The 13879-nt window shown below is 35.0% G+C and carries 12 protein-coding genes and 2 pseudogenes; 1 reads left to right on the top strand and 13 read right to left on the bottom strand.

Annotated elements, in window-relative coordinates; all coding sequences use genetic code 11:
- Positions 1-88 precede the first annotated feature (88 nt).
- The 11 genes and pseudogenes from AC1Q51_RS25490 to AC1Q51_RS25440 all read right to left on the bottom strand — a co-directional run bounded on the left by AC1Q51_RS25490 (position 89) and on the right by AC1Q51_RS25440 (position 10979).
- Positions 89-3436 (bottom strand): trifunctional glycoside hydrolase family 18/polysaccharide deacetylase/glycosyltransferase family 2 protein, encoded by a 3348-nt coding sequence (locus tag AC1Q51_RS25490; protein ID WP_492331794.1) that lies wholly within the window; start codon positions 3434-3436, stop codon positions 89-91.
- Positions 3437-3595: 159 nt separating this feature from the next.
- On the bottom strand, positions 3596-4933 hold the full coding sequence (locus tag AC1Q51_RS25485; protein WP_492331793.1) for an anti-sigma factor domain-containing protein: 1338 nt from the start codon (positions 4931-4933) through the stop codon (positions 3596-3598).
- On the bottom strand, positions 4923-5645 hold the full coding sequence (gene sigI / locus AC1Q51_RS25480; RefSeq protein WP_002094101.1) for an RNA polymerase sigma factor SigI: 723 nt from the start codon (positions 5643-5645) through the stop codon (positions 4923-4925). Before sigI ends, AC1Q51_RS25485 begins: the two co-directional genes overlap by 11 nt.
- A gap of 214 nt (positions 5646-5859) precedes the next feature.
- The gene (locus AC1Q51_RS25475) at positions 5860-5991 is read right to left on the bottom strand and encodes a hypothetical protein (RefSeq protein ID WP_454483813.1); all 132 of its coding nucleotides are present in this window, start codon (positions 5989-5991) and stop codon (positions 5860-5862) included.
- Between the two features lie 228 nt (positions 5992-6219).
- Positions 6220-6981, bottom strand: a complete 762-nt coding sequence (locus AC1Q51_RS25470; protein WP_000141007.1) for a glycosyltransferase family 2 protein — start codon at positions 6979-6981, stop codon at positions 6220-6222.
- Between the two features lie 98 nt (positions 6982-7079).
- Positions 7080-7712 carry a LysE family translocator gene (locus AC1Q51_RS25465; protein ID WP_023522590.1) on the bottom strand — a complete coding sequence of 211 codons (633 nt, stop codon included), beginning with the start codon at positions 7710-7712 and terminating at the stop codon, positions 7080-7082.
- Between the two features lie 152 nt (positions 7713-7864).
- Positions 7865-8018: pseudogene (locus AC1Q51_RS25460) on the bottom strand (DUF3963 domain-containing protein); the annotation flags it as partial.
- Between the two features lie 106 nt (positions 8019-8124).
- Positions 8125-9609: a WD40/YVTN/BNR-like repeat-containing protein gene (locus AC1Q51_RS25455; RefSeq protein ID WP_074048016.1), complete on the bottom strand. Its 1485-nt coding sequence runs from the start codon at positions 9607-9609 to the stop codon at positions 8125-8127.
- A gap of 169 nt (positions 9610-9778) precedes the next feature.
- Positions 9779-9944 (bottom strand): annotated as a pseudogene (locus tag AC1Q51_RS25450) (LysE family translocator); the annotation flags it as partial.
- 151 nt (positions 9945-10095) lie between these two features.
- Complete coding sequence (locus AC1Q51_RS25445; protein ID WP_001036208.1) at positions 10096-10353, bottom strand: DUF3963 domain-containing protein; 258 nt, start codon at positions 10351-10353, stop codon at positions 10096-10098.
- A 146-nt stretch (positions 10354-10499) separates the two neighbouring features.
- Positions 10500-10979: a GyrI-like domain-containing protein gene (locus AC1Q51_RS25440; protein WP_000801052.1), complete on the bottom strand. Its 480-nt coding sequence runs from the start codon at positions 10977-10979 to the stop codon at positions 10500-10502.
- Positions 10980-11088: 109 nt separating this feature from the next.
- On the opposite strand from AC1Q51_RS25440, the gene AC1Q51_RS25435 reads away from it, so the two are divergent.
- Positions 11089-12051: a helix-turn-helix transcriptional regulator gene (locus tag AC1Q51_RS25435; RefSeq protein WP_065212056.1), complete on the top strand. Its 963-nt coding sequence runs from the start codon at positions 11089-11091 to the stop codon at positions 12049-12051.
- Between the two features lie 163 nt (positions 12052-12214).
- Here the strand turns inward: AC1Q51_RS25435 and AC1Q51_RS25430 are convergent, their stop codons facing one another.
- Positions 12215-12964: an ABC transporter permease gene (locus AC1Q51_RS25430; protein WP_000837818.1), complete on the bottom strand. Its 750-nt coding sequence runs from the start codon at positions 12962-12964 to the stop codon at positions 12215-12217.
- Positions 12965-13726, bottom strand: coding sequence for an ABC transporter ATP-binding protein (locus AC1Q51_RS25425; RefSeq protein WP_097924165.1), 762 nt, complete (start codon positions 13724-13726; stop codon positions 12965-12967).
- Between the last annotated feature and the right edge of the window lie 153 nt (positions 13727-13879).

Raw genomic sequence — 13879 nt, 5'->3', positions numbered from 1 at the left:
GCCCAGTACAATACCGGACTCACTTTTATCAAGCTGCCTAATGAAATAACCGTGTCTAACTTTTAGGGGTCACTTCAAGTCCGCTCTTTTATGATGCCTCCTTATGTTCCGTGGAATGTTTAACACTCCCCAGTCTCTTTAGTTTATTCCACCCTACCGCTACTCCTCGAAGCGATGAGAATATAGATTTAATGACAACATAAGTCATAAATTGACGATAAATAAAACGTTGTAAAATTAACCATACTAATGGTTTCGGATTTTCTTCCTCTAATTTAAATGCGAACAGAGAAGCGAGAAGATCCATTAAAAAGAATACAAAATAAAATCCTAAAACTTTTAGCGGATTACTACTAAATAGTCCTATAATCATTAATATATCTGCAAAAGGAGCAATGAATTGCAGAACATATTGGAATAACCACATGTTAGGCAGTGCAATAAACCCTAACGTTTTATGTTTTGAATTACACAACGCCTTTCGATGTTTCCAAAGACATTGAAGTGTACCATATGACCAACGATATCGCTGTTTAATGAGACTTTTCACATCCTCAGGTGATTCCGTAAAAGCATGCGCTTTTTCTTCATATACAATTCTATGCCCTTGACGTAAAAATGTAATAGTAAGATCGGTATCTTCTGCTAATGTATCTTCGCTTAAATATCCAGATTCAACTACATTCTTCTTGCGCCACGCCCCAATAGCTCCTGGAACTACTGTAATACAATTTAACTCATCAAAAGCTCTACGTTCTAAATTAAACCCTGTAATATACTCAACATGTTGCCAAGTAGTTAACAAATTCCGTCTATTCCCCACTTTGACATTACCTGAAACTGCAGCTACATTCTGATCTTCAAAGTGTCTAACCATTAAAGAAATAGCGTCTTGCGCAATAATAGTATCCGCATCTAAAGTGACAATGATTTCTCCTCGCGATTGTTGAAACCCTAGGTTCATTGCCGATGATTTCCCGCCGTTTTCTTTCTGAATGAAACGAACTTTAGGGTGTTTATAAAATGTTTCTTTCATTACTTTTGACGTACCATCTGTCGATCCGTCATCCACAACAATAACTTCAAATTCTCTATAATTACTATCCAAAATTGAGTGAATCGTCTTGGCTATCACCTTTTCTTCATTATATGCCGCTATGACAACACTAACAAAAGGTTGATAAGACGAATTAATATAGCGAGATAACGTCTGTCTTTTCTGCTTCCATGCAAAATAAATTAAGAATAAAAATCGAAAAATCCCTAATCCAATAGCAATATAAAAAATAGTTGTTAATATATGCTTAAAATATCCAGCTCCTGAAAAGACAGCTTTATTGTAAAGTAAATATTGCTTCCCCTCAGAAGAAACAGGAGGCATAATTTCATCTCGTTCTTTATTCATTAAATCTGAAATTGTTACAAAACTATATCCATGCTTTTTTAGGTCTTTAATAATGATTGGGAGCGCCTCTACTGTATGTGTACGATTCCCTCCCGCATCATGGAGAAGAATAATATTTCCCTCTCCCTTATAAATGGGATTAAGAGCACGCTTTACTAATTCATTTGTTGATGGTGTTGCCCAGTCTTCGGGATCAACTTTTTCCGCTACCATTGTATAGTTCATATTTTGTGCACGTAAAATAGGCAATATTTCATTTGATGAATCCGGGTTAGCATCCGCTTCATATGGCGGTCTAAATAAAACCGTAGAATGTCCAGTTACTTCCTGAATTAAACGTTGCGTCGTATTAAGTTCTACTTTCGTTCGTAGTAAAGACGTATCAGCTATGTTAGGATGCTTGAAAGTATGATTGCCAATTTCATGCCCTTCATCGTATATTCTTTTTACAATACTAGTATTTAGTTGTGCGTTTTCACCAAGTACAAAAAAAGCAGCTTTTATTTGATTCTCTTTTAATATATCTAAAATTTCTGGCGTATATTTCGGGTCTGGTCCATCATCAAATGTTAATACTACTTGTTTCCCATTTGGTTTTCCATATCGTTGCACTTCATATGCAGATGGTAAGGATTGATATACTTCATCTGTAAGGTAACCATCTTTGCCTACTTTAAAATCTCTCAATCCATTTTTTCTTTCATTCTCAATCTGTAAAATTTCACCTTGTCCAGAATAATTTACTTCATCTAAACTATTGATTTTATGTAATACATTAGGATTTTTTTGTGCCTCAATCGGATTTTTTAAAACTTTCCATATTGTAGGGTCTTCTGCTCCTAGTCTCCATAACGCAAATCCCTTTGCATTATTGTCCATTGCGATTTTCACTTGATTATAAAGAGTTACACCGTCTAAGAACCAAGCAGTATGTTCTTTCCCTTCTGTTTTATACCTAAAATAAGGGTTTCCACTCATTTTATCCCATTGAATTTTCATATTTGAATCATGAGCCATTGCCATAACTTCTGAGAAAGTTAAAGACTTCGCAGCTTCTTTACTATTTACTTGCCAATCATATCCATAGTTACCGAAAGCAACTATAAGCTTATTAGACGTAATATTCAGTTCTTTCAATGTATGTTGGAACCATTTATTTGAAGCAATTGGTCCTGGTTCCCCGGTTCCATAGTGCTCATCGTACATCATTACAATCATTCGATCTATTATTTTTGCTAACGCACTATAATCAAAAGCCTTATCATTAGCTGGAACATCTTGTGTAACGAGCAAATCATGTTCATGAAATTTCGTAGTAAGTTCTTTCATAAAATTTGTTAAGTTTTCTCTATCACTTTCAGGTACGGCCTCAAAGTCAATATTGATTCCTGAAAAATGATTCTTTTTAACTTGGCTTACTAAATCATTAATAAACTTTGTCTTTACATCATTTGAGGAATTCAGTAACTTATGAATTAGCCCACTATCAGGACCAGAAGCTTCCTCAGTATAGTTAGTAAGCAAAGGCATAATCTTCACTTGATTCTTTTCTGCCAACTTTACTATCTCAGGTTTTATCTCACTTCTAATCGTTAAATCTGCTTTTAAATGATACCACTCTGGTACTAACGTAGTTAATGAATCGATATTTTCTTTTAGAGAAGCGGTACTATTTTCATCCCAGTTTACATAAAAACCATACACTTCTTTAGGATGTTTACTATCCTTCGGCGGATTCACCAAATTTTTATTATCCTTCGTTTCGGTATTTAGGTTAAATTCTTCCTTCTTTAACTGCTGATCACTAAGTTTTTGATTAATTGGTACAAGTTTAGTATCTTGTTGTACAGCGGTATTCATATTTGGAATTTCTGGTGTTGAAAAAATACTTTGAAAGAAAAAATAAAATACAACACCTACACTAACTATTGAGATACATAGAAACCAAATAAAGGCTATGTTTCTCCTTCCTTTCGGATCATAAAAAACAGGTTTTTCTTTATCTTTCTCTTGTTGAATGTTTTTCTCCATTATATTTTTCACATACTCCTTCTTAATAGAACTATAGAATAATAAAGTGCAACTTTAATCAGTGAGGGCTTTGTTCATCCCCCACGGATTATCAGCCCAACTCCCACAATAGCGAGAGAAATCCTTTTAGCTTTGAAATGAATCTCTCACTTCCATATTCTATTGATTCTTCTTTTCATTCCCTTGCTGGTGGCCTCTATTTTCTTGTTGAGACCCCCTACCATTGTTCCCTTGCTCGTTTCCACCATTTTCTTTCTGGGATCCTCTTCCATTGTTCCCTTGCCCATTTCCATTATTCCCTTGTTGAGACCCTCTTCCGTTGTTTCCTTGCTCGTTCCCATTATTTCCTTGTTGTGATTCTCTTCCGTTGTTCCCTTGTCCATTTCCATTATTTCCTTGTTGTGATCCTCTTCCGTTGTTCCCTTGCCCATTTCCATTATTTCCTTGTTGTGATCCTCTTCCGTTGTTCCCTTGCCCATTTCCATTATTCCCTTGTTGTGATCCTCTTCCGTTGCTTCCTTGCCCATTTCCATTATTCCCTTGTTGTGATCCTCTTCCGTTGTTCCCTTGCTGATTCCCATTATTTCCTTGTTGAGCTTCTCTACTTTTATTCTCCTGTTGATTCCCTCTATTTTCTTGCTGAGATCCTCTTCCATTGTTTTCTTTTATTTGCTTCGATGGCTGTTCCTCTGTTTTCTTTTGTTCTTTCTGCTCTTGCTTTTCATATTTTTTTTCGTCTACAGGAGATAAATCCATTGATGCATCAGGAGATGACTCCGGCTGTGATTGCACCTCTTCTTCATTTTCCACCGGATTAGGCGGCGTGGCAGGAGGAGTAAGCGATTTGTTTTTCTCATTCTCTTGCTTTATATAGACACCTGTGCCAATTCCAGCTTTTCTAGCATTCTCTCGTACTTGCATCGTGCTACTTTGATATTCAACTGTAATATGTTTTAACTCATATTCTTTCTTCAATTCTTTCATTGCCTTTTCTAACTGTGGTTCTAGCGCCTTGTCCTTTGCAACAGCTGTTAGCATAACTTGCTTATCATTCGTTAAATACTTATCCTCTTGACTTTGCTTTATAATAGTACGTATTACTTCTTGTAATTGTTTATTTTCCCATTGCTTCAATTCTTTTAAAATACGCCTTCCATCATCATTACAAGCCTGTAAATCTATAACACGAAAATCCTTCGTTACGCTCACCTCTAAACTTGGATTTATATCAACTGAGACGTAAGCAAATACTTTTTCTTCTGGTTGGTTGTAGAAAAACAGCACTGCAAATAGAAAACAAGCAACAAGTATTGATGCAGGTTTTAAAAAGGAAGGGATCGAAAAATGCGATGCTTTTTGTTCTTGCTCATCAAATGAGATTTCCTCCCCGATCATGCAAGAATCCCCTTTTCTTTTACACGTAATAAACTCTCCATTTGGTGTTAAAACAACTACGCTATGCTTTTTTATATCCATCACAATTCCTTTATTCATCATGCTTTTCCCCTCTTATGTAATCCAGAATATATGTATAGTTGTTTGCAAAAATAATACACATTGCAATAATGTATTTTCTATGTCGTTCCAACGTTTTACGACTTACCCTAACACGCGGTTCAATATGTTTAAGCGGTAACTTTTTCTTTCGGAACAGCTCTTCCATCATTTCCTCTTCTTTTATAATAACTTTTACAATTTCTATTAAGTGCTCACGCGTATCACGATGCTTAGGAGATTCTTTAGCAAGCTCTGAGAATGTGATTTTAAACTCAGCTAGCACACTTTGAAAATGAAGAATTTCCTCCTTACGGTTACTATTTTCCATCTCTTTCATATACTCTGTAAGCGACACTTGCATTTCTAACATTTCCTCTTGCTCATCTTCTTTTAAAAAGACAAAGTTATGTTTAGACTCCTTACGTATATAGTCAATTACATCTCTTTTTATAAGAAGATCAGCAAACGCTAAAAAGGATTTTCCTTTTGTATATGAATACTGTTCAATTGCTTCGTTAAATGCAAACAATCCAATGCTATATTCATCATCCTGTTCTGTAATATATCGGCGGCAGACAGATGAGATTGATTTTCTAATAAAAGGCTGATACTGTACGATAAACGCTTCTTTATCTTCTTCGTTGTTTTGTATGTTACATACGATATCTTCTATTTTCGGTTTTCTTAAGATCTTCATTACTAAACTCAACACTTGTAATCTCCCAGCCTCCTTCAAATAGCAAAATGGCCACTACACAAGTGACCATTTAACCAGATTTTCTTGGTACTTTTCTTCGGTCTTGTTTTCTTGCTGTTAGTTATATTTTTAGAGTCTAACGTTTTCTTAATGATTTTTCCTTTTCTCTCGGCACTACAGTTAAGTTTGTATTTTTATCTACTTTCTTATTTTCTATCGTTCGTTTTGCTTATTCTTTTTCTATTTTATCTGCAATCCTTGAATAACTCTTCTTTATATAATTGGTAATTTCATCCTTCCATTTTGGATGCCCACTTAATCTAGTAATTTTATTAATGCTTCTATATTCTTTCATAGTCATTTTTCTTCTATTTATTTTCTTCACTATACATATTCGGAGGAATACATAGTTTTATGGGGGTCAAAAAATATTTTCATAAAAAAATACATATTTATTTCAAAAATAAAAACCATCAATTTGAAAAAAGATAATCAAATTGATGGTTTTCTTATAATATCTATTAAATTAAGTTGGATTCTCATTATATCTAAAAAAGTACTAGCTATCCTCTGCCGATTTTCTCCATTTTCATCTTTCTTGGTTATCATAATATGTCTTATCTGCGTATTTTCTATCATTTCCTTTTAGATAAGCTAAAATTACTTTTGGATTTTTAAGTAAAGTCCAGTCTCCATATGTATCAAATCTTCTGCATGAAGTTATCATTCCATTTTTAATAGTACCGAATTTCTTATTATTTTTCTTTCCCCACTCTTTTAAACGTTTAGCGAAATCTGCATCTTCTGCCATAAGCATGTTTTCATTAAATCCGTTGATTGCCATAAAGTCTTTTCTATAGCACCAAAAAATCCCTACAGATATAGCTCCGTACTTAAAAAGTAAGGGGATTATGATTAACATTGCGGAGAGAAATATTCCTAAAGATATTCTTTCAAACTTACCATTCACCCCACCACCAATGTATGTACCTGAAGCTAAATATTTATCTACATTAAACAACATAGACTCTGTCATTATGGTATCAGCGTCTATAGTAACGATTATTTCTCCACTAGCTATTTTAGCCCCTGCATTTCGAATTTTAGATAAGTTTTTATCGTTATTTTTCAATGTAACACAATTATAAGATTTTGCTATTTCCTCTGTTTTATCTGTACAACGATTTAAAACAACTATAACTTCCGTTTGCTCTTTATATGCCTCTGATGCCTTTGCAATTGAATCTAAACATTTTCTAATGTACTTTTCTTCATTATGCGCAGGAATTATAATAGAAAACTTCACATCTTTTTTCAAATTAACTCCTGAAGATTCGTTTGTCTCAGTCATAATATTCCCCCCTTATTTTATAAGGTAAATATCTACTATACATAAATTATATTAATATTTATTAGGTTATATTATAGAAACTGACGGTAAAGAGGCTCTTACTGTCGACGTTCAAAAGCAAGACGTACAGCAAGCCCCGTTAAAACACTTGCCATAAGCCAACGCTGTACTCGTAGCCACGTCGGGCGTGTGCCAAACCATTTTGCAATTTTACTTGCTGTACATACAATTACAAGGTTAACTATAAAGCTAACAGTGATTTGCGTAAGCCCCAAAACTGCACCTTGAAAAAGCAACGACCCCTTCTCTGGATCTTCAAATTGAGGTAGAAGTGATACATACAAAATAGCAATCTTTGGATTCAGAAGATTCGTCATGAGTCCCATCAGAAATAATTTCCTTGGTGGCTCATTAGAAATCATACGAGGTTCCATAATAGATGTAGCACCCGGTTTAATCGAATTCCAGGCGAGCCAGAGCAAGTAAGCAGCACCTGCCCACTTTACCGCTTCATATACAGCGGGAACAGCAACGAATAGAACTGTAAGTCCAAACATAGTTGCGATTATATAGATTACAAATCCGAGCATGATGCCCAATAAAGAAATAAATCCCGCCATACGTCCTTGCGTAATGGAACGGGAAATGAGGTAAATCATATTAGGCCCAGGTGAACAAACCATGCTAAGCGAAACAATTGCAAAAGCTACCAATGTACTCAAGCTGACCATAAACCTTCCCCCTTTATGTTACATAAAATTTCCTATTGTACATTTTATCATGATTGAGGAGAGAAAAGATTAATATAAACCGATGCAGCTAAGTAATATTATCGGATCGAATGTATTGTAATCACATACTTCTCATTCTCTTAAGTAAGGATCTAAGAGTACCCTATCCATAGAGCTACTAAAACCACTACAAATAAAGCTAAACAACATGTGATATTTCGAATCCACTTTTGTATATCACCAAAATACCTTTCTATATATAGCGTTGATAGTAAGCATAAGAAATAAAACAAAGAAAGGCAGCGAGGTATAGGTCCATTTTTATCTTCATGGCTGGAATTATACCCCTTACCAAACTTCTAAATAAAATGTATAGCTGAGTAGTTACCTTATTTCCCCAAAAAAATTCTGATTATTTCTTTTTCACTTCTTCTACAAATTCCCATGTCTCTCCGTTATCTTTTGATTGATAAAGTGCACTACTATCGCCATTGTAGTCTCCATCTGCCCCTTGTCCCACTAACATATTAAAAACCCCATCTTTCTCATATGGCATACTAGGTGAATCAAAAGGACTTATTGTGGACTGTGTATGATCTAATTTCACTTCATGCGGCGGATATTCTACCTTTTTGAAAGATACTCCCCCATCATCTGTGCGATATAACTCTCCTTCATTACCAGAAGGCCTAATTGCTCCTAAAAACCCAAGTTTATCATTTATAAAAGTGATTCCTGATACACTACCAATCCCCCCATTAAATGGATCTGGATTGATAACCTCCCATGTTTTCCCTTCATCACTAGTCTTGCTTAATGAATAAAAGGCGCTCCCTAATGCTTTATCTGTCATATTTAGTTTATAACCAACTTCTTTCGATAGGAAAAACTGTTCTTTTTCATTCTTTAAATCTTGTTGTTTCTTCTCTTTAAGCATATCTTCTTTTGGAGGCGTCTTTGATTTACTCCAACTTGCGTCACTTATTAAATTATATCTAGCAGGGACTAGCTCTTGCTCTTTTCCAGGGACAAATATAGATACAGTATATCCAATGATATCAGAAGCTGCTTTTTTAAGACTCTGCCCCTTACCATCCTCAGTAATATTAATAATTCCCTCTGTATTGGATCCCCAATTTCTTTTTCCATAATAAATCAACCCATACTTACTTTCATTCCATTTTCTAACCGTTTGCTTAACTGGAATCGCCTTAACCGTTTCAATTAAAGGTTCTACTAATTTATCATCATTATAATCAGGCTTTGCGTATCCGTCTCGTATTATAGTAATATCTTCTGACTTCTTCTTATTATAAGAGATTAAATAAGTTTCTTCTTTCCCATCATCATTTTTCCCATAAACAAATGTATCAAACGCTGTGATTGTTCCATCTGAATGAAATGTAAGATCAAAATCAGTTGCCATATACAATTTCTTTGGCAAAGGATATTTTTTATTTATATCTTCAAAAATACCTTCTACTCCAGACTTATATATATTATTATGTTTAAGTTTAACTGACCTTTCATGTTTTAACTTTTCTATAAACCATGCCAATTTACCATTGTAATTTATTGCACTTTTATAAATCTGCATCCCATAAAATGATGTAATTGCAACAATAATGATAATAGAAATGGATCTCCATGCTATTGAATTTGTTAATTTTTTAGATTCATATTCTCTATTTTTTATCACCCGCATTGTAGTAAATGTAGTTATGGATATAAAAAGTACTATACATAATAACAAAATGTAAATATTATAATTCATTCTTCCGTACTTACAGTATAAGGCCAACTCATAACAAAAAATCCCGTATACAATTATTAGTATTGGATTTGTTACTAATGACAGAAGTATCCTTTTTGTATTTTCTCTAAATATAGAAACCACCCCTAATTACATGAATTACTGATATTAAGTATACTTTATTGTAAAGTAACAAAAAAGCTATTTAATCTTGCCGCAAAAAATACAATAGACATCTTTCTATTAAAGCCGTTTACAAATCTAGTTGTTTCATAGACAATGGATTTTTGAGTGAATACTAAAGTTGCTTCATTTATATGAATTACAAATTCAAGCATGATGCTCAATAAAAAAATAAATCCTGCCATACGCCCCTACGTAATGGAATGAGAAATAAGATAAATCAAAATAGGCTCAGGTGAACAAACCATACTAAGTGAAACAAGCGCAAAAGCTAGCAAAGTACTCAGGCTCACCATAAACCTTCCTTCTTTATGTTACATAAAATTTCCTATTGTACATTTTATCATGATTGAGGAGAGAAAAAATTAATATAAACCGATGCAGCTAAGTAATAGTATCGGATCGAATGTAGTGTAATCACATATTTCTCATTCTCTTAAGTAAGGACTAAAAATAACCTATCCATAGAGCTACTAAAACCACTACGAATAAAGCAAAGCAACATGTAATATTTCGAATCCACTTTTGTATATCATCAAAATACTTTTCTATAAATGCAGTGTAAATAGAAAGCATAAGAAGTAGCACAATGAAAGTAAAAGATCCCAATTTATCGTTAAATTTTTCATTAGTAAATGTACTTACATGAAGGAATAGAAAAACAAACGTTACTATGAATAGCTCAAATAATCTTTTTTTATTCAATCTGCCACCACCTTACAACAATTCCCTTTTATTCCATTTTATCAGAACATACTGTGTAGCAGTATATGAATATTATATTCATTTCAAAAAGGCCAACAATACAAGATCGTTAGCCTCTACTTTCCATATTCGCACCTTTTATCACTTTACTTCCTAACAACCGGAATCCACATTTCACCAAATACTAGGCCATTTCTCTGTCCCATCTCAACCGTTGTATTCGGTCCACCAACATAGGCAAAATCCTTTGCTTCTGGTAAAGCTTGACCGAAGGCGATGCCAGTAAGCTTATTACTTAGCTCTTTAGCCGTTTTGTCTTCCCCTTTCACTACTAAGTATTCTCCCCTCGGAAACTGAATCACTCTAGATTCTTCTTCTATTTGTGCTTCTGTCATGACACCCGCATAATACATCATTTTGTTATTCACCGCTTCGCTCACGGAAAAAATGTATTCATTTGTAGCTAAAGCTTTTAAAGTGTCCAGCCTTCCATCTTCTTTAACAGCCGACCAAAAGTCTTCCTTTTCTTTATTTATTCCAGCAAAGTTTGTGTATTCACTCTTAATTTCAGTTCCAATACCTAACACAATAAAGCTATCTTTTTCTTCTATAGTATAATTTTTCATATTCAAAACCTGCCTCTTTTTTTATTAATCAAACGATTTATCTTTTCATCTGATACGTTTATAATACCTTTAAACCATGTCAAAAAATGATACTGTTTAGGAGACCAAAATGAAAAAAGTTGAACGGATTAATACAATTATGCGGTATATCAACAACCGCTCTCACTTTACAATTTCTGAAATTATACAAGAATTTAACATATCACGGTCGACAGCTATTAGAGACATTAGAGAAATTGAAGCTATGGGAATGCCACTGGTCGCTGAAGTTGGGAGAACGGGTGGATATTTTGTTATGCATAATTCTATCCTGCCCGTTGTTCGCTTTACTGATAATGAAGTAAAAGCTCTTTTTATTGCCTTTATGGCTACGAGGAATCAACAACTTCCCTACCTAAAGAGTCGTCAATCTTTAGCCGAAAAACTACTAGGACTCATCTCAGAAACCCAGCAAGATGACCTCGTTCTTTTAAATCAACTCTTGCTTTTCCAAGGGACTAACCCTCATAATCCCGATCTACTTGAGCTTTCTGATCTCCCCCATCCTATGTTAGAAAAACTCATTCAAATCCTTCTTTTGGATAACCATTTATTGATTACTATGAAAGAAGATGAAGAAATCAAGTCTTATCCAATTTATCTATTGCACCTTTATCAAGAAAAAAGCCATTGGATCATTGAAGGGTTTGACTTAAAAAAAGAAAAGAAGATGATGTTTCCTGTCGATGATCTCATTAATATCGAACCATACACGACGAACAAAAGGCTAAATAAGAAAAAGATTTTAGAAAAACTAAGTAAGAAGGACGAAGCAATTAACCTTGTATTTGAACTTGGTCCGACAGCAATTGCCCAGTTCAAAAAATACCATCCTTTAAAAATTTCAATATCTTATACTAATCCTTACCAATCCACAGCCATTTTAAAAACTTTTATCAATGTTAACAATCCCGATGAAGTGACGGAAATAATAAATTGGCTGCTTTTTCTAGGGAAGGATATTAAAATCAAAGAAATACCCGATGAAGTATTAGCAGATTTACAAAAACGAGTGTGCTTATACATTCCATAAGCAGTGAGCCTCAAATATTAAGCTTTATCACTGGATAATTATCCTATTTTTAAATACCATTTCATTTACTACAATGAGAGCATGATAAATAATAAAAGCACGGAAAATCTCCCGTGCTTTTCTAAATATATATTATTCCTGAAGGTTTCGTTTATCACGTTTCTTACCCTAACTGACGTTTAAATGCTTTACTGGCGAAAAAGTAAGAGATGACCATTATACCTACGCACCAAGCGAGCGCAATCCAAATATCGTTTCCAACAGTTCCTTCATATAAAAGAGCACGAATCGCATTCACGATTGAAGTTACAGGCTGATTCTCTGCAAACACACGAACAATTTTTGGCATCGTTTCGGTAGGCACAAAGGCCGAACTAATAAATGGAAGAAAAACTAGCGGGTACGAGTAAGCAGTCGCCCCTTCCATAGACCTCGCTTTCAATCCTGGAATGATAGCTAGCCATGTTAGCGCCAGCGTAAACATCCCAAGTATTCCAGCTACCGCGAGCCAATCTAGAATATTAGCACTGGAACGGAAACCCATTAAGAGTGCAACAAGAATAACCACCACGATAGTAAGTACATTAGCAACCAGAGAGGTTAGAACGTGAGCCCACAATATCGATGAGCGCTTAATAGGCATCGTAATGAAACGTGCCATCAGCCCACTCTTTACATCCGTAAAGAGTCGCACGGAAGTGTAAGCTACACCGGATGCGATAGCCATTAGCAAAATTCCCGGCAATAAATAATTAACGTAGTTTTCCGTTCCAGTTTTTATTGCGCCGCCAAACACGTAGACAAATAATAGCATCATCATAATCGGTGTAATCGCTACTGTAATAATTGTATCCGGACTGCGCATAATGTTACGCATTAAACGACCTAGTAATACACCTGTTTTACTTTTCATTTACATCTCCTCCTTTTTGCCAATGATCGCAAGGAATATTTCTTCCAATGTCGGTTGCTTCTCGATATACTCCACTTTTGCTGGCGGGAACATCTCTTTTAGTTCAGCAAGAGTACCTGTCGTAATAATTTTTCCGCCATGCAAAATAGCGATACGGTCTGCCAGTTGTTCTGCTTCCTCCAAGTACTGAGTCGTAAGCAAAATAGTTGTACCGCTACCAGCAAGTTCCTTGACTGTATCCCACACTTCGATTCGCGCTTCAGGATCAAGTCCAGTGGTTGGTTCGTCAAGAAAAATAACTGCTGGCGCCCCAATCAAACTCATCGCGATATCAAGCCGGCGCTTCATCCCGCCTGAATACTGATCTGCCCTTTGGTTTGCCGCATCAGTCAGGCTAAATCTTGCAAGTAGATTGTCAGCAACTTGAGCGGGATTGGAAACACCACGTAATTTGGCGATCATTATCAAGTTTTCCCTCCCTGTCAGCATACCGTCTAAAGCTGCGAACTGCCCTGTCAAACTGATACTTTGACGAACATGGTCTGGTTGACGCTGTACATCAAATCCGCAAATACTTACTTCACCGCTATCTTGCTTCATTAGCGTCGAAAGGATGTTAACCGTTGTCGTCTTTCCAGCTCCATTTGAGCCTAGCAGCGCGAAAATTTCTCCACGCTGCACCTCAAAATCTACCCCTTTTAAAACTTCCTTGTCTTTAAAGAATTTTTTCAAGCCTTTTACAGAAATCGCTGCATGACTCATACTTTTTTCCTCCCTATAAAAATGTTTTGCGAAGACTATTTATTTACCTCTATCTATTTAGTATCACTGATATTCTGTATTACTTAGTACCCAGTTAAAAATATAACTGAATAGCTATGATGGCAATTCATATGTGTAACCAGCTAATCAGTC

It is taken from the genome of Bacillus sp. MT94 (genome assembly GCF_058792475.1).
The sequence above is the reverse complement of the archived record's forward strand: the minus strand, read 5'-3'. Positions and strand labels throughout refer to the sequence as shown.